The 17,128-nt window shown below is 64.2% G+C and carries 13 protein-coding genes; 12 read left to right on the plus strand and 1 reads right to left on the minus strand.

Annotated elements, in window-relative coordinates; all coding sequences use genetic code 11:
- The first annotated feature begins 291 nt into the window (after positions 1 to 291).
- From glyA to fdhA, 7 genes are all read left to right on the plus strand, one after another.
- Positions 292 to 1,545 (plus strand): serine hydroxymethyltransferase, encoded by a 1,254-nt coding sequence (gene glyA, locus ACX0MV_RS17530; protein WP_458983804.1) that lies wholly within the window; start codon positions 292 to 294, stop codon positions 1,543 to 1,545.
- 236 nt (positions 1,546 to 1,781) lie between these two features.
- Positions 1,782 to 3,032, plus strand: a complete 1,251-nt coding sequence (locus ACX0MV_RS17535; RefSeq protein WP_458983805.1) for a sarcosine oxidase subunit beta — start codon at positions 1,782 to 1,784, stop codon at positions 3,030 to 3,032.
- Positions 3,033 to 3,044: 12 nt separating this feature from the next.
- Positions 3,045 to 3,371 (plus strand): sarcosine oxidase subunit delta, encoded by a 327-nt coding sequence (locus ACX0MV_RS17540; RefSeq protein WP_458983806.1) that lies wholly within the window; start codon positions 3,045 to 3,047, stop codon positions 3,369 to 3,371.
- Positions 3,368 to 6,385: a sarcosine oxidase subunit alpha gene (locus ACX0MV_RS17545; RefSeq protein WP_458983807.1), complete on the plus strand. Its 3,018-nt coding sequence runs from the start codon at positions 3,368 to 3,370 to the stop codon at positions 6,383 to 6,385. Before ACX0MV_RS17540 ends, ACX0MV_RS17545 begins: the two co-directional genes overlap by 4 nt.
- Positions 6,378 to 7,007 (plus strand): sarcosine oxidase subunit gamma, encoded by a 630-nt coding sequence (locus tag ACX0MV_RS17550; protein ID WP_458983808.1) that lies wholly within the window; start codon positions 6,378 to 6,380, stop codon positions 7,005 to 7,007. The genes ACX0MV_RS17545 and ACX0MV_RS17550 overlap by 8 nt, the downstream gene beginning before the upstream one ends.
- A 206-nt stretch (positions 7,008 to 7,213) precedes the next feature.
- Positions 7,214 to 8,077, plus strand: a complete 864-nt coding sequence (purU, locus tag ACX0MV_RS17555) for a formyltetrahydrofolate deformylase (protein ID WP_458983809.1) — start codon at positions 7,214 to 7,216, stop codon at positions 8,075 to 8,077.
- Positions 8,078 to 8,345: 268 nt separating this feature from the next.
- Positions 8,346 to 9,545, plus strand: coding sequence for a formaldehyde dehydrogenase, glutathione-independent (gene fdhA, locus ACX0MV_RS17560; RefSeq protein WP_458983810.1), 1,200 nt, complete (start codon positions 8,346 to 8,348; stop codon positions 9,543 to 9,545).
- A gap of 93 nt (positions 9,546 to 9,638) precedes the next feature.
- Here the strand turns inward: fdhA and ACX0MV_RS17565 are convergent, their stop codons facing one another.
- A complete protein-coding gene (locus ACX0MV_RS17565; RefSeq protein ID WP_458983811.1) occupies positions 9,639 to 10,532 on the minus strand; it encodes a 1-acylglycerol-3-phosphate O-acyltransferase, YihG family in 894 nt (297 codons plus the stop codon).
- Between the two features lie 172 nt (positions 10,533 to 10,704).
- Here ACX0MV_RS17565 and ACX0MV_RS17570 point away from each other — a divergent pair, with 172 nt between their 5' ends.
- The 5 genes from ACX0MV_RS17570 (at position 10,705) to creC (ending at position 17,062) form a co-directional block, all read left to right on the plus strand.
- Complete coding sequence (locus ACX0MV_RS17570; RefSeq protein WP_458983812.1) at positions 10,705 to 11,925, plus strand: HD-GYP domain-containing protein; 1,221 nt, start codon at positions 10,705 to 10,707, stop codon at positions 11,923 to 11,925.
- 84 nt (positions 11,926 to 12,009) lie between these two features.
- Complete coding sequence (gene rloA2, locus ACX0MV_RS17575) at positions 12,010 to 12,510, plus strand: retropepsin-like aspartic peptidase RloA2 (RefSeq protein WP_458983813.1); 501 nt, start codon at positions 12,010 to 12,012, stop codon at positions 12,508 to 12,510.
- 134 nt (positions 12,511 to 12,644) lie between these two features.
- Positions 12,645 to 14,675, plus strand: a complete 2,031-nt coding sequence (locus ACX0MV_RS17580; RefSeq protein WP_458983814.1) for a methyl-accepting chemotaxis protein — start codon at positions 12,645 to 12,647, stop codon at positions 14,673 to 14,675.
- A 273-nt stretch (positions 14,676 to 14,948) separates the two neighbouring features.
- Positions 14,949 to 15,632, plus strand: a complete 684-nt coding sequence (creB, locus tag ACX0MV_RS17585) for a two-component system response regulator CreB (protein WP_458983815.1) — start codon at positions 14,949 to 14,951, stop codon at positions 15,630 to 15,632.
- The gene (creC, locus tag ACX0MV_RS17590; protein ID WP_458983816.1) at positions 15,632 to 17,062 is read left to right on the plus strand and encodes a two-component system sensor histidine kinase CreC; all 1,431 of its coding nucleotides are present in this window, start codon (positions 15,632 to 15,634) and stop codon (positions 17,060 to 17,062) included. The genes creB and creC overlap by 1 nt, the downstream gene beginning before the upstream one ends.
- Positions 17,063 to 17,128: the final 66 nt, after the last annotated feature.

Genomic DNA, 17,128 nt, shown 5'->3' on the forward strand with positions numbered 1-17,128 from the left:
ATGGCCTGCGACCTTGTTGGGCGGACATGCCGATGGCTTGTCCGCCATCTTGGTACCGGCGGAGGACAACGCTTCGCGATGTCCAGCCTATGAAAGCGCGTCTCGTCGCCTGCATGTGGCAGACGCGCACGTCGTAAACCCGCATGTCGCCAACGCGCATGTCGCAAACGCAATCCCCTGTGGCGTGCATAGGCATCTGACGGTGCAGAGCGAGTCATACCATCGGTTGCAACTGGGGTTCGACCCCGGAACCGATAACAGGCATCGCCCAGGTGCCGCAGGAGATCAGCAATGTTCAGCAAGCACGACCAGATTCAGGGTTACGACGACGAGTTGCTTCGCGCGATGGATGCCGAGGAGGCGCGTCAAGAGCACCATATCGAGCTGATCGCCTCGGAAAACTACACCAGCAAGCGCGTCATGCAGGCCCAGGGCAGCGGCCTGACCAACAAGTACGCCGAAGGCTATCCAGGCAAGCGTTATTACGGCGGCTGCGAGCATGTCGACGTGGTCGAGCAGCTGGCCATCGATCGCGCCAAGCAGTTGTTCGGTGCCGACTACGCCAACGTGCAACCGCATTCGGGTTCGTCAGCCAATAGCGCGGTGTACCTGGCGTTGATCAATGCCGGCGACACCATCCTCGGCATGAGCCTGGCCCACGGCGGCCACCTGACCCACGGCGCCAAGGTGTCGTCCTCGGGCAAGTTGTACAACGCCGTGCAGTACGGCATCGACACCAGTACCGGGTTGATCGATTACGACGAGGTCGAGCGCCTGGCCGTCGAGCACCAGCCAAAGATGATCGTCGCCGGCTTCTCCGCCTATTCGAAAACCCTGGATTTCCCGCGCTTTCGCGCCATCGCCGACAAGGTGGGTGCGTTGCTGTTTGTCGATATGGCCCACGTCGCCGGCCTGGTCGCCGCTGGCCTGTATCCCAATCCGATTCCCTTTGCCGATGTGGTCACCACCACCACCCACAAGACCCTGCGCGGTCCGCGTGGCGGGCTGATCCTGGCCAAGGCCAATCCTGACATCGAGAAAAAGCTCAACGCCGCAGTCTTCCCCGGCGCACAGGGTGGTCCGCTGATGCACGTGATCGCGGCCAAGGCAGTGTGCTTCAAGGAAGCCATGGAGCCGGGCTTCAAGACCTACCAGCAGCAGGTAATCAACAACGCCCAGGCCATGGCCAAGGTGTTTATCCAGCGCGGCTATGACGTGGTCTCCGGTGGCACCGATAACCACCTGTTTCTGGTCAGTCTGATCAAGCAGGGCATCACCGGCAAGGACGCCGACGCCGCGCTGGGTCGCACCGGTATCACGGTCAACAAGAACGCCGTGCCGAATGACCCGCAGTCGCCGTTCGTGACCTCGGGCCTGCGTATCGGCACCCCGGCGATCACCACCCGCGGCCTCAAGGAGGCGCAGAGCATCGAGCTGGCCGGCTGGATCTGCGATGTGCTCGACCACCTCGGCGATGCCGATGTGGAGGCGCAGGTCGCGGGCTTGGCGGCAGGGCTGTGCGCCGAATATCCCGTATATCGCTGATTCGTAGGGTGGATGTCGCTTTTTACATCCACCGTCGTGGCCATGGTGAATCGGTAAAGCGCGATCCACCTACGGGCTCGATGATTCATACCGAATTTAGGATGGGCCCATCAAACCGATTCTCCTGGGTATCGCTGCGCTCAACCCAGGCTACGTCCTCGTTTGCAGTGTCGTAGGGCAGCGAGAACCGGCGCAGTCGTCGGTACACCGTTTTCACGTATCAGGAGTATCCACTGATGCAACGTTATTCCGGCTTCGGCCTGTTCAAGCACGCGTTCAGCCACCACGAAAACTGGCAGCGCATGTGGCGCAACCCTACGCCCAAGCCGGTGTATGACGTGATCATCGTCGGCGGTGGCGGCCATGGGTTGGCGACCGCCTATTACCTGGCGAAAGAGTTCGGCGTGAAGAACGTCGCGGTGGTCGAGAAGGGCTGGCTGGGCGGTGGCAACACCGCGCGCAACACCACCATCGTGCGTTCCAACTACCTGTGGGATGAGTCGGCGCACCTCTACGAGCACGCGATGAAGCTGTGGGAAGGTCTGTCCCAGGACCTCAACTACAACGTCATGTTCAGCCAGCGCGGCGTCTACAACCTCTGCCATACCCTGCAGGACATGCGCGATTCCGAGCGCCGCGTCAGCGCCAACCGTCTCAACGGCGTGGATGGCGAACTGCTGGATGCCAAGCAGGTGGCCGAGGAGATTCCGTATCTGGACTGCAGCAAGAACACCCGCTACCCGATCATGGGCTCCACCGTGCAACGCCGCGGCGGCGTCGCCCGTCACGATGCGGTGGCCTGGGGTTATGCCCGCGCTGCCGACGCCCTGGGCGTCGACCTGTTGCAGCAGACCGAGGTGATCGGCTTCCGTAAGCAGGACGGAGTGTGCATTGGCGTGGAAACCAACAAGGGTTTTATCGGCGGCAAGCGCGTTGGTGTGGTTACCGCCGGTAACTCCGGGCACATGGCTGGCCTTGCCGGCTTCCGTCTGCCGCTGGAGTCCCATCCGCTGCAAGCGCTGGTGTCCGAGCCGATCAAACCGGTGATCGACAGCGTGATCATGTCCAACGCCGTGCACGGTTATATCAGCCAGTCGGACAAGGGCGATCTGGTGATCGGCGCCGGTATCGACGGCTACAACGGCTACGGCCAGCGCGGCTCCTATCCGACCATCGAACACACCCTGCAGGCCATCGTCGAGATGTTCCCGGTGCTCTCGCGGGTGCGCATGAACCGCCAATGGGGCGGCATCGTCGACACCTCGCCGGATGCCTGCCCGATCATCTCCAAGACGCCGGTACCGAATCTGTTCTTCAACTGCGGTTGGGGCACCGGCGGCTTCAAGGCCACGCCGGGTTCAGGCCACGTGTTCGCCGCCAGCCTGGCCAAGGGCGAGATGCACCCGTTGGCCAAGCCGTTCGCCATGGACCGCTTCCACAGCGGCGCACTGATCGACGAGCACGGCGCTGCCGCCGTGGCTCACTAAGAGGGCTTACCCATGTTGCATATCTTCTGCCCTCACTGCGGCGAGCTGCGCTCCGAAGAGGAATTCCACGCCAAGGGCCAGGCGCATATTCCGCGCCCGCTGGACCCGGCCGCTTGCAGCGATGCCGAGTGGGGCGATTACCTGTTCTTCCGCGATAACCCGCGCGGCATCCACCACGAGCTGTGGGTCCACGCCAGTGGCTGCCGCAAGTACTTCAATGCGACCCGCCACACCGTGACCTACGAAATTCTCGAAACCTACAAGATCGGCGAGAAGCCCAGCGTCACTGCTGCCGGCACTGCCGAGAAGAAGGCCGTCGTTCAAGGAGTACCGGCATGAGTCAGGTCAATCGTCTTGCCCGCGGTGGCCGCATCGACCGCAGCCAGCCGCTCAGTTTCAGTTTCAACGGCGAGACCTATCAGGGCTTTGCCGGCGACACCCTGGCCGCCGCGCTGCTGGCCAATGGCGTCGATATCGTCGGCCGCAGCTTCAAGTACTCGCGGCCGCGCGGCATCGTCGCCGCCGGTAGCGAAGAGCCGAATGCTGTGCTGCAGATCGGCAGCACTGAAGCGGCGCAGATTCCCAACGTGCGCGCCACCCAGCAGGCGCTGTATGCCGGTCTGGTCGCCAACAGCACCAACGGCTGGCCGAGCGTAAACACCGACATGATGGGCATCCTCGGCAAGGTCGGCGGCAAGATGATGCCGCCGGGCTTCTACTACAAAACCTTCATGTACCCGCAGAACCTCTGGCTGACCTACGAGAAGTACATCCGCAAGGCCGCCGGCCTTGGTCGTGCGCCCAGGGAAACCGACCCGGACAGCTACGACTACATGAATCAGCACTGCGACGTGCTGGTAGTCGGCGCCGGCCCGGCTGGCTTGGCCGCCGCATTGGCGGCTGCGCGCAGCGGTGCGCGGGTGATCCTCGCCGACGAGCAGGAGGAATTCGGCGGCAGCCTGCTCAGCAGCCGGGAAACCCTCGACGGCAAACCGGCGGCCGAGTGGGTCGCTCAGGTGATCGCTGAGCTCTCCGGCATGGCCGAAGTTGCCCTGCTACCGCGCTCGACGGTCAATGGCTACCACGACCACAACTTCCTCACCATTCACCAGCGCCTGACCGACCACCTCGGTGAGGTCGCGCCACTCGGTATGGTGCGCCAGCGAATGCACCGCGTACGCGCCAAACGCGTGGTGCTGGCCACCGGCGCCCACGAGCGGCCGCTGGTGTACGGCAACAACGATGTACCGGGCAATATGCTCGCCGATGCAGTGTCCACCTACGTGCGCCGTTATGGCGTGGCGCCGGGCAAGCAGCTGGTGCTGTCGACCAACAACGATTACGCCTACCGCGTGGTGCTCGACTGGCTCGACGCCGGCCTGCAGGTGGTGGCGGTCGCCGATGCCCGCAGCAACCCGCGCGGCGCCTGGGTCGAGGAAGCACGCCAACGCGGCGTACGCATTCTTGCCGGTAGCGCGGTGGTCGAAGCGCGCGGCAGCAAGCGCGTCACCGGCGCTCGCATCTGCGCCATCGATGTCGCCAGGCATAAAGTCACCAGCCCCGGCGAGGTGCTCGACTGTGACCTGATCGTCAGCTCCGGCGGCTACAGCCCGGTCGTGCACCTGGCTTCACACCTCGGTGGGCGGCCGATCTGGCGCGAGGACATTCTCGCCTTCGTGCCGGGCGACGGCCTGCAGAAGCGCGAATGCGCCGGCGCAGTAAACGGCGTGTTCGTCCTCGCCGATGTGCTGGCGGACGGTTTCGAGGCGGGCGCCAAGGCCGCTGGCGAGGCGGGGTTGAATGCCGTTGCCGGCACCTTGCCGGCGGCCGAGGCGCGCCACGAGGAAGCAGCCATCGCGTTGTTCCAGGTGCCCCATGACAAATCCACCGCCCGTGCGCCGAAGCAGTTCGTCGACTTTCAGAATGACGTGACCGCCGCCGGTATCGAACTGGCCACCCGCGAGGGCTTCGAGTCGGTCGAGCACGTCAAGCGCTACACCGCGCTGGGCTTCGGCACCGACCAGGGCAAGCTGGGCAATATCAACGGTCTGGCGATTGCCGCCCGCTCGCTAGGCATCAGCATCCCGGAAATGGGCACCACTATGTTCCGCCCGAACTACACGCCGGTAACCTTCGGCGCCGTGGCTGGCCGGCACTGCGGCGCGCTGTTCGAACCCAAGCGCTACACCGCGATGCACGCCTGGCACCTGCAACAGGGCGCCGAGTTCGAAGACGTCGGCCAGTGGAAACGCCCCTGGTACTTCCCGAAGAGCGGTGAAGACCTGCATACCGCCGTGGCCCGCGAGTGCCTGGCGGTGCGCAACGCCGTCGGTATTCTCGATGCCTCGACCCTGGGCAAGATCGATATCCAGGGTCCGGACGCCCGTGAGTTCCTCAACCGCGTCTACACCAACGCCTGGACCAAGCTGGACGTGGGCAAGGCGCGTTATGGCCTGATGTGCAAGGAAGACGGCATGGTCTTCGACGACGGCGTAACCGCCTGCCTGGCCGACAACCATTTCCTGATGACCACCACCACCGGCGGTGCCGCACGGGTGCTGGAATGGCTGGAGATCTACCACCAGACTGAATGGCCGGAACTGAAGGTGTACTTCACCTCGGTCACCGACCACTGGGCGACCATGACCCTGTCTGGTCCCAACAGCCGCAAGCTGCTGGCCGAGGTCACTGATATCGACCTGGATAAAGACGCCTTCCCGTTTATGACCTGGAAGGAAGGCACTGTTGGCGGTGTACCGGCGCGGGTGTTCCGCATCTCCTTCACCGGCGAGCTGAGCTACGAGGTCAACGTGCAGGCCGACTACGCCCTAGGGGTGTGGGAAAAGATCATTGCCGCTGGCCAGAAGCATGGCCTGACGCCTTACGGCACCGAGACCATGCACGTACTGCGCGCGGAGAAGGGCTTCATCATCGTCGGTCAGGACACCGACGGTTCGGTGACCCCGGATGACCTCAATATGGGCTGGTGTGTGGGGCGAACCAAACCTTTCTCCTGGATCGGCTGGCGCGGCATGAACCGCGAAGACGGCCTGCGCGAGGATCGCAAGCAGTTGGTCGGGCTCAAGCCCATCGATCCCGAGCAGGTGCTGCCGGAAGGCGCGCAGCTGGTGTTCGACCCGAAGCAGGCCATCCCGATGAGCATGGTCGGCCACGTCACCTCCAGCTACATGAGCGCGGCGCTGGGGTATTCCTTCGCCATGGGCGTGGTCAAGGGCGGGCTGAAACGCCTTGGCGAGCGGGTGTTTGCGCCCCTGGCCGATGGCAGCCTGATCGAAGCCGAAATCGTCAGCTCGGTGTTCTATGACCCTAAAGGGGATCGCCAGAATGTCTAACGTCAACGTTTACCTACAGCGCCCCGATGCTGCCCACGCCGAGTCGCCGCTGTTCCACGCCGGCCTCAATGAGCTGGTCGGCAAAGGGCCGAAAGCGGCTGGCGTAATCCTGCGCGAGAAAAAGCTGCTGGGCCATCTGGTGCTGCGCGGCGACGCCAAGGACCCGGCCTTCGCCAGCGGCGTACACCACGCCACCGGCATGGAACTGCCTGGTGCTCTGGGGCTGGTCGGCAGCGGGGAGCGTTCGCTGCAATGGCTGGCGCCGGACGAGTGGCTGCTGATCGTGCCGCGTGGCGAGGAGTTAGCCGCCGAGCAGAAACTGCGCGAGGCCCTGGCCGGCCTGCATATCTCGGTGGTCAACGTCAGCGGCGGGCAGACCCTGGTGGAACTGCGCGGGCCGAACGTGCGCGAGCTGTTGATGAAGTCCACTAGCTACGACGTGCACCCGAGCAATTTCCCGGTTGGAAAGGCCGTTGGCACCGTGTTCGCCAAGTCGCAACTGGTGATCCGCCACACCGGCGAAGACACCTGGGAACTGGTGGTGCGCCGCAGCTTCGCCGACTACGTCTGGCTGTGGCTGCAGGATGCCAGCGGTGAGTATGGGTTGGCGGTCGAGGCCTGACGACATCGTAGGGTGGACGACGCTTTTTTCGTCCGCCGTGAGGCAGCAAAGGTGGATGGATGAAGCGTCAGCTACGCGCCCCGATCCACCCTACGCCACTGAATGTAGGGCGGACATGCCGAAGGCTTGTCCGCCGTTGAAACTCCGCGATGGACAAGGCTGTGCCATGTCCACCCTACGCAATGCGCCATCATCGGAGCCGCCACATGAGCCGCACCCCCGATACCTGGATTCTGACTGCCCACTGCCCGAGCGTGCTCGGCACCGTGGATGCGGTGACGCGGTTTCTGTTCGAGCAGCGCTGCTACGTCACCGAGCACCACTCGTTCGATGATCGCCTGTCCTCGCACTTCTTTATTCGTGTCGAATTCCGCCAACCGGAGGGCTTTGACGAGGCCGCGTTCCGCGCCGGCGTGCAGGAACGTCTGGCGCCCTTCGACATGCAGGTCGAACTGACCCCGCCGGGCTATCGAGCGAAGGTGGTGTTGATGGTCAGCAAGGCCGACCACTGCCTCAACGACCTGCTCTACCGCCAGCGCATCGGTCAGTTGCCGATGGACGTGGTGGCGGTGATATCCAATCACCCGGACCTGGAGCCGCTCGCGCGCTGGCATGACATTCCTTACCACCACTTCGCCCTTGACCCGAATGACAAGCCGACGCAGGAGCGCAAGGTGTTGCAGGTGATCGAGCAGACTGGCGCAGAACTGGTGGTGCTTGCCCGCTACATGCAGGTGCTGTCGCCCGAACTGTGCCGCAAGCTGGATGGCTGGGCGATCAATATCCATCACTCGCTACTGCCCGGTTTCAAGGGCGCCAAGCCGTATCACCAGGCCTATGAGAAGGGCGTCAAGCTGGTCGGCGCCACCGCCCACTACATCAACAACGACCTCGACGAGGGGCCGATCATCGCCCAGGGCGTGGAGGCAGTGGATCACGCCCACTACCCCGAAGACCTGATCGCCAAGGGCCGCGATATCGAATGCCAGACCCTGGCCAAAGCCGTCGGCTATCACCTCGAACGGCGGGTGTTCCTCAACGCCAGCCGCACGGTGGTGCTGCATGCCTAGAACAACGTCACCTAACCCGTAGCCCGGGTCGAGCGCAGCGACACCTGGGAAGGCTGCCCCTGGGTATCGCTGCGCTCAACCCAGGCTACCCGCCTCGTAGGGTGCGCCGTGCGCACCTTGATATGGCCCGAATCATCGGTGCGCACCGCGCACCCCACGGTCGCCCTGTGGCGCCCGGCAACAGACGCAAAACTCCAATGCAAATCGCGTGGCCGCCGGCCGCGCTTTGGCTCGACAAGAGCTCCACAACAAGAAAGGAGAACAACCTATGTCTGGTAATCGTGGTGTGGTGTATCTCGGCGCTGGCAAGGTCGAGGTGCAGAAGATCGACTATCCAAAAATGCAGGACCCGCGCGGGCGCAAGATCGAGCACGGGGTGATCCTCAAGGTGGTGTCCACCAATATCTGCGGCTCCGACCAGCACATGGTGCGCGGCCGCACCACGGCGCAGACCGGCCTGGTGCTCGGCCACGAGATCACCGGCGAGGTGATCGAGAAGGGCAGTGATGTCGAGAACCTGAAGATCGGCGACCTGGTGTCGGTGCCGTTCAACGTCGCCTGCGGCCGCTGCCGCAGCTGCAAGGAGATGCACACGGGCGTCTGCCTCACCGTCAACCCGGCCCGCGCCGGCGGCGCTTACGGTTATGTCGACATGGGCGACTGGACCGGTGGCCAGGCCGAATATGTACTGGTGCCGTACGCCGACTTCAACCTGCTGAAACTGCCGGACCGCGACAAGGCGATGGAGAAGATCCGCGACCTGACCTGCCTGTCCGACATTCTGCCCACCGGTTACCACGGCGCCGTGACCGCCGGTGTTGGCCCAGGCAGCACCGTATATATCGCTGGCGCCGGCCCGGTCGGCCTGGCCGCTGCCGCTTCGGCACGTCTACTGGGCGCCGCGGTGGTGATCGTCGGTGACGTCAATCCGGTGCGGCTGGCCCATGCCAAGGCGGTCGGTTTCGAGATCGCCGACCTGTCCAAAGACACCCCACTGCACGAGCAGATCGCTGCGCTGCTGGGCGAGCCGGAAGTCGATTGCGCGGTCGATGCGGTGGGCTTCGAAGCCCGTGGGCATGGTCATTCCGGGGCCCAGCACGAGGCACCGGCGACAGTGCTCAACTCGCTGATGGGTGTGGTGCGGGTGGCCGGCAAGATCGGCATTCCCGGCCTCTACGTCACTGAAGATCCGGGTGCGGTGGACGCGGCGGCAAAGCTGGGCAGCCTGAGCATCCGCTTTGGCCTCGGCTGGGCCAAATCCCACAGCTTCCACACCGGTCAGACCCCGGTGATGAAGTACAACCGTGCGCTGATGCAGGCAATCATGTGGGACCGCATCAATATCGCCGAAGTGGTCGGCGTGCAGGTGATCAGCCTGGATGACGCGCCGCGCGGCTACGGCGAGTTCGATGCAGGCGTGCCGAAGAAATTCGTCATCGATCCGCACACGATGTTTAGTGCAGCGTAAGCCTGGGGCTAATCGCAATTCCGTAGGGCGGACATGCCGAAGGCTTGTCCGCCATGACGCTCTCGCGGTGGACAAGGCTGCGCCATGTCCACCCTACACCTCAATTTCGGCACGAATCCGCGCAATTCGCGCATCCTTCTCTTCCCACATCTTCGTTACCCAGGTCTGCACAAACTGACGGAATACCGCATCGTTTTCGTAGTCGCCCTGCCACAGCGCTGGGTCGAGGGCGAGGGTACGGATATCGACGATGACCTTGGGCACCTGGCCGCTGATCAAGTCCCAGAAGCCGGGAATCCGTGCGCCCGGGTAGACCACGGTGACATCCAGCACCGCATCCAGTTGTTCGCCCAGCGCGGCTAGCACGAAGGCCACGCCACCGGCCTTGGGCTTGAGCAGGTACTGGTAGGGCGAGCCTTGCTGCGCCTGTTTCGCCGGCGTGCAGCGGGTGCCTTCGAGGTAGTTGACCACGGTCACCGGCAGGTCCTTGAACTTCTCGCAGGCACGTTTGGTGATCTCCAGGTCCTGGCCCTTGAGCTCCGGGTGCTTGGCCAGAAACGCCTTGGAGTAACGCCGCATAAAGGGGTAGTCCAGCGCCCAGAACGCCAGGCCGAGGAACGGCACCCAGATCAGCTGCTGCTTGAGGAAGAACTTGAAGTAAGGCGTTTTGCGGTTGAACGCCTGGACCAGCGCGGGAATATCGACCCAGGACTGATGGTTGCTGATCACCAGGTAGGAGGTGCTCTGGCGCAGTTCGCCGCCACCGCGGATATCCCATTGCACTGGCAGCAGCGTGGCGAAGATCAGCTTATTCAATTCGGCCCAGGTTTCCGCCACCCACATCACGCCGCGCGAGGCACTGGCCTTCATCGCGCGACCGGGCAGAACGAACTTGCCCAAAGCGATCAGCAGCAGCGGGCCGATCAGCACCAGGGTATTGATGAGCAGCAAGATAATTACGGATAGACCGGTCATTACAGAGCGCATGGAAACTCCTTGTCGCGCGACCGCGCAGGCGCTGCCATGATAATCGCCGGCTTATGACGGCTGCACGCCCAGGTGTGCGATATGTCATATTGCCATTGCGTCACCGGCGCCGCGCCGGCTGCGATCCGCTGGCCTATCATCGTTAACAACCATCCAGGTCCGAGTGCACCCGATGTTGAAGCGCATTGCAGTGACGGACGTCCGCGTGGGTATGTTTATCCAGGAGTTCTGCGGCGCCTGGATGGATCACCCGTTCTGGCGCAGCAAATTTCCCCTGCAATCGGACAAGGACCTGCAGCGCATCCTCGCCAGCGGTATCCGCGAGCTGTGGATCGACACCAGTCGCGGCCTGGATGTGGAGGTGGGCACCGTCAGCGCCAGCCCGGAAGAAGTCGATGCGCAGGTAACGGAGCGCTTGCTGGCGGTCGACAGCGCACCGGTGGTCCAGACCTGTTCACTCGATGAAGAGATCAGCCGTGCGGCCAAGTTGTGCGCGCGCTCCAAGCAGGCGGTCGTCGACATGTTCAGCGATGCGCGGCTGGGCAAGGCCCTCGATTTCGAACAGGCTCAGGAACTGGTGGGGGAGATTTCCACCTCGCTGATGCGCCATCCCAACGCGCTGATCAGCCTCGCCAGGCTGAAGAATGCCGACGAGTACACCTACATGCACTCGGTGGCGGTGTGCGCGTTGATGATCGCGCTGGCGCGCCAGCTCGGTCTGGCCGAGGAGCAGGTGCGCGAAGCCGGGATGGCCGGCATGCTCCATGACATCGGCAAGATGGCTGTACCGCTGGCCCTGCTGAACAAACCGGGCAAGCTGACCGACGACGAATTCGACACCATGCGCAAGCACCCCGCGGAGGGCAGCCGGATCATCCGCATGGGCAAGCATTTCAGCGCGCTGGTGCTGGATGTGTGCCTGCATCACCACGAGAAGATGGATGGCAGCGGCTACCCGCACAAGCTGGTCGGCGAGCAGATCAGCCTGTTCGCCCGCATGGGCGCGGTATGCGACGTGTACGATGCGGTCACCTCCGACCGCGCCTACAAGAAGGGCTGGAGCCCGGCCGAGTCGATCCACAAGATGGCCGGCTGGAAAGGCCATTTCGATGACAAGGTGTTCCATGCCTTCGTCAAGACCATCGGCATCTACCCAACAGGTTCGCTGGTACGCTTGGCCAGCGACCGGATTGCCGTGGTGCTCGATCAGAGCGCCGCGTCGCTGCTCACGCCCAAGGTCAAGGTGTTCTATTCGGTGAAAACCCGCTCGGCCATCATGCCCCAGGTGGTCGACCTCGCCGAGCTGGCAGGCCGCGACAAGATCGTGTCGCGGGAGGCCGCCAGCGACTGGGGCCTGCGCAATACCGACGAGCTCTGGACTGGTCTGTCCTGACCCAGGCCCAGGCCAACGCGGGCCGAACCTTCTGCGGCGACACCAGTCGGACTGGTGGAGACCGTCATTTGGAGGATCCGCTGCGTGAAGTTTTTTACCCTGTTACTGACCCTGTTCACCCTGCCTGCCATGGCTAACCAGCCCACCCTTTACGGCCGCTACGAGCACATCCGTTTGCCGCAGATCGGCAAGACCCTGGAAGCCAAGATGGACACCGGCGCCATGACCGCTTCGCTGTCCGCCCGCGACATCGAGCAGTTCGAGCGCAACGGCGAGCCCTGGGTGCGCTTCCGCCTCGCCACCGCCACGGCCGATGACACCCTGTTCGAACAGCCGATGACCCGTATCAGCACCATCAAGGCACGCACCGAAGAATTGTCATCGGACGCCGCCACGCCCGTCACCGAGCGCCCGGTCATCGAGCTGGAAGTCTGCCTCGGCGAGGCGGCGCGGGTGATCGAGGTCAACCTCACCGACCGCAGCCACTTCGATTACCCGCTGCTGATCGGCGCCACCGCACTGCGCGATTTCGAGGCCGCGATCGATCCGTCCGAGCGCTACACCGCCGCCAATCCGCAATGCTGACCGGCGATGCTCTATGCTCCAGCTAATGCCCTGAGTAGCGTCCTTTAAGGAAAGCGCCTGAGGGCGTGATTCTTGCTAGGGATATTCTTCACGGCGCCAGATAGAGCGCCGGTCGGATCTGCTGAGGTGTCGTTATGACTGGATTACTCACGCCGGGCGTGCGTGTGTTGGAGCGCTTCAGCTTCGCGCACAAGTTTCAATTGTTGTTCGTGTTATTCATCCTGCCGTTGGGGTATGCGCTCTGGGCGATCAGCAGCGAGCAGCTGGCGCGCATGGCCTTGATCGACCGCGCCCTGGAAGGCATGCACGGCATCGAGGCGCTGGGCGACGTGCAGAATGCGCTGCTCGAACAACGCCTGCTGTTCTCCCGCTGGAAGGGCACCGATGCCGCCGCCGAAGCACTGCTGCAAGGCCGCGAAGGGGCGCTGGACGAGGCTTTACAGGAGGCTGCCAAGCGCCTCGATTCCGAGGCGGTCAGTGCCCAGGCACGGGAAAAGTTTCAGGCGTTGCAGGCCTCCCGCGCCGACCTCGCCGTGGCCAGTGTGGGCAAGCTGCCCCTGCCTGACGCGCTGGAGCGTTACCAAAAGACCCTTCTGCAGGTGATGACGCTGCGCGAGCAGGTAGCAACCGACAGCGGTTTGATCCTCGATCCCAACCTCGACACCTACCTGATGATGGAGCAGCTGACCTTCACCCTGCCGCGCTTGCGCGAAAGCCTGGGCAGCTTCGCCAGCCAGGGCTACGGCGCGGTGGTATCGAAACACTTCACCCTGCAGAGCCGGGTGTTGCTGCGCGATCTGCGCCGCGGCCTCGATGAAGCGCGCAGTCAGGTGATCAAGGCGGCTGGCAGCCTCCGGCAGAACTCGCCTTCCAGCATGGCGATCCTGCAGGGGCCGCTGACCGACGCCGAACAGGGCCTGACGCTGTTCTTCAGCGAAATGGACCGGGACATCTTCGAAGCCAGCCCGATGGCCGTGTCGCCCGAGCAGTTCGTCGAACGGGTCAAGGCCCTGCAGACCACCCTGGAATCCCTGCAAGGCGCGATGTATCGGCAGTTCGAAGTCAGCCAGGGCAATTACCGCGAGCAGACCGCGATGGGTCTGTGGCAAATCATTGCCGCTTTTGCCGCACTGACGGCGCTCGCGCTCTATGTGCTGCTCTGCCTTAACGCCTCCATCCGGCGCAGCACCGCCGGCATCATCGAGGCGGCCGAGGCGTTGCGCGATGGCGACTTGCGGGTGCAGATCAAGGTGCATGGCGAGGACGATCTTGCGGCCATCGCGGTGGCCCTGAACGTGGCGGTGAGCCAGTTGCGCGGCTCGCTGCAGGGGGTCAATCAGGAAAGCCAGAAGCTCGGCGGTACCGTGCAGGTACTCAACAGCCAGGCCCAGGGCGCGCTCGCGGCCGTCGAGCAGCAGCAACAGCAGATGAGCCAGATTGCCGCCGCCGCGACGCAAATGGCGGCCACCGCGCAGAGCGTTGCGCAAAGCTGCGAGCAGGCGGCCCACGAGGCCGGCCAGACCCAGGAGATCGCCAACCAGAGCAACCTGCGCAGCGCTCGCACCAGCACCAGCATGCGCCAGCTCAGCAGCCGCCTGGGCGAGAGTGCCACGGCGCTGCAGCAGCTGCGCGTGCAGACCGAGCAGATCACCCGGGTGGTGGATGTGATCAAGGGCATTGCCGAGCAGACCAACCTGCTCGCGCTCAACGCGGCGATCGAGGCGGCCCGCGCGGGCGATCAGGGCCGTGGTTTCGCGGTGGTCGCGGACGAGGTGCGCAGCCTGTCGCAACGCACCCAGAATTCCACCGCCGAAATCGCCCAGACGGTCGCCGACCTGCACCGCGTGGTGGGCCAGTCGGTCGGCCTGATGGAGGAAGCCGTGCGCCAGGCCGAAGGCGATGTCGGCAGCGTGTTGGCGATGGGTGAAGACCTCGCCGGGATCGTCGACTCCGTGCAACTGGTCAGCGACCGCCTGGCACAGATCGCCACCGCCGCGGAGCAGCAGGCTGCCACCGCCGACGAGGTCAGCGCGAACATCCAGCAGGTCGATCAGGCCGCCTCGTCGCTGCTCAACGGCGCCCAGGAAGTCAGCGCCGCGTCCGAGCAGCTGCGCCTCGGCAGCGAAGGGCTGGAGCGCAACACCAGCCGCTTCCAGCTGGGCTGAGGGCCAAGGTCTATTGGCGTAGGGTAGACAGCTAGCCCGGAAGCGATCCGGGGGCAGGTTGTGTAGCCGGCATCGCTCCCGGATTTCACCTGTGCCACGGGGTTAAAACACAGGTAATCCGTAGCCCGGGGTCGAGCGAAGCGCACCCGGGATAGAGTGCCCCCGGGTATCGCAGTGCTCAACCCAGGCTACAAGCTGCATGTGTAGGCCCGCTTGACGCTCGCTGCCAGCTGCCGCAGGCTCCTCGCCGAGTTGCCCACGAGCAGGACGCCCATGCCGCATATTCTGATTGTCGAAGACGAAGCGGCGATAGCCGATACCCTGATCTACGCGCTGCAGGCCGAAGGTTTCACCACCTGCTGGCTGAGCCTCGCCGGCGATGCGTTGGCGCTGTTGGCGCGCGAAGCCTTCGATATGGTCATCCTCGATGTCGGCCTGCCGGATATCAGCGGTTTTGAGGCGTGCAAACGGCTGCGGCGGTTCTCCGAAGTGCCGGTGATGTTCCTCACTGCGCGCAATGACGAGATCGACCGGGTGGTTGGTCTGGAAATCGGCGCCGACGATTACGTGGTCAAACCGTTCAGCCCGCGTGAGGTCACCGCCCGGGTCAAGGCGATCCTCAAGCGCGTCGCCCCCAGCCCGGTTGCAGCGCCCGTGCCGAGCGGGCCGTTTCAGGTCGACAGCGAACGGGTACAGATCCATTACCGTGGCCACCTACTCGGCCTGACGCGCCATGAGTTTCGCCTGCTGCAAACGCTGCTCGCTCAACCCGAGCGGGTGTTTAGCCGCGAACAGTTGCTCGATCACCTCGGCGTCTGCGTCGACGCCGGTTACGAGCGCAGCATCGACAGCCACATCAAAAGCCTGCGCGCCAAGCTGCGTGCGATAGCCGCAGACGCCGAGCCAATCCAGACCCACCGCGGCCTGGGCTACAGCTACTCGCCGAGCCACAGCTGATGCCGCTGGGTATTCGCATCTTCCTGGTGTATTTCCTGTTCGTCGGCCTGGCCGGCTACTTCGTCCTCAGCACGGTGATGGACGAAATCCGTCCCGGCGTGCGCCAGTCCACGGAAGAGACGCTGGTGGACACGGCCAACCTGCTGGCGGAGATCCTGCGTGACGACCTCAAGGCCGGCAGCCTGGCGCAGAGTCGCCTGCCCGAGGTGTTGCGCGCCTATGGCCGGCGCGAACCGGGCGCGCGCATCTGGGGTGTGGAGAAAACCGAGGTCAATCACCGTATCTACGTCACCGACGCGCAGGGCATTGTGCTGCTCGATTCGACCGGCGCGGCGATCGGCCAAGACTACTCGCGCTGGAACGATGTGCTGCGCACCCTGCGCGGCGAGTACGGTGCGCGCTCGACCCGCGAAGACCCCGCAGACCCGGACTCCTCGGTGATGTACGTGGCCGCGCCGATCAAGGACGGCGAACGCATCATCGGCGTGGTCTCGGTGGCCAAGCCCAATCGCAGCCTGCAACCCTATATCGAGCGCTCGCAACAGCGCCTGGGCTGGCTTGGCGCCGGACTGATTGGCCTTGGTCTGCTGGTTGGCGGGCTGTTGTCCTGGTGGCTCAGCGGCTCTTTGCGGCGCTTGACCCGCTATGCCCAGGCGGTCAGCGAAGGTCAACGCGCGGAGTTGCCAGCGTTGCGGGGCGGCGAGCTGGCGCAGTTGGCCCAGGCGGTCGAGCGAATGCGCACCGAGCTGGAAGGCAAGGCCTACGTCGAGCGTTACGTACACACCCTGACCCATGAGCTGAAAAGCCCGCTGGCCGCCATCCGCGGCGCGGCTGAGCTGCTGCAGGGCGAGATGCCGGCCGCACAGCGCGAGCGCTTCGTCGCCAATATCGACCAGGAAAGCGCGCGCCTGCAGCAGTTGATCGAGCGACTGCTGCATCTGTCGCTGGTGGAACAGCGTCAGGGTCTTGAAGAACAGGTCGAGGTGCCGTTGCGGGCGCTGGTGGAGGAGTTGCTGCAGGCGCAGCTGGCGCGAATCGAACGCGCCGATTTGCAGGTTGAGAATCACCTGGCGGCGGATTTGAAGGTGCGCGGCGAACGCTTTCTGCTGCGCCAAGCACTGGCCAACCTGCTCGATAACGCTTTGGATTTCACGCCGCCGGGCGGGCTGATCCGCTTCAACGCCGAACAGCGAGGCGAGCAGGTCGAGCTGCGCCTGTTCAACCAGGGCGAGGCGATTCCGGCCTATGCGCTGCCACGCCTGAGCGAACGCTTCTATTCATTGCCGCGGCCCACCAGCGGACGCAAGAGCACCGGGCTGGGCCTCAACTTCGTTGAGGAGGTTGCCGAGCTGCACGGCGGCGAACTGTGCGTCGCCAACGTAGACGGCGGGGTCGAGGCGCGCCTCAGCCTGGCGCGTGGCGACGCATGACTCGCCCCGTTCGCAGGGCGCCTTGGTTATTGCGCCAATGCCGCGCAGATGCTCTGATTCCCCTGC

It is taken from the genome of Pseudomonas cistanchae (assembly GCF_054483635.1).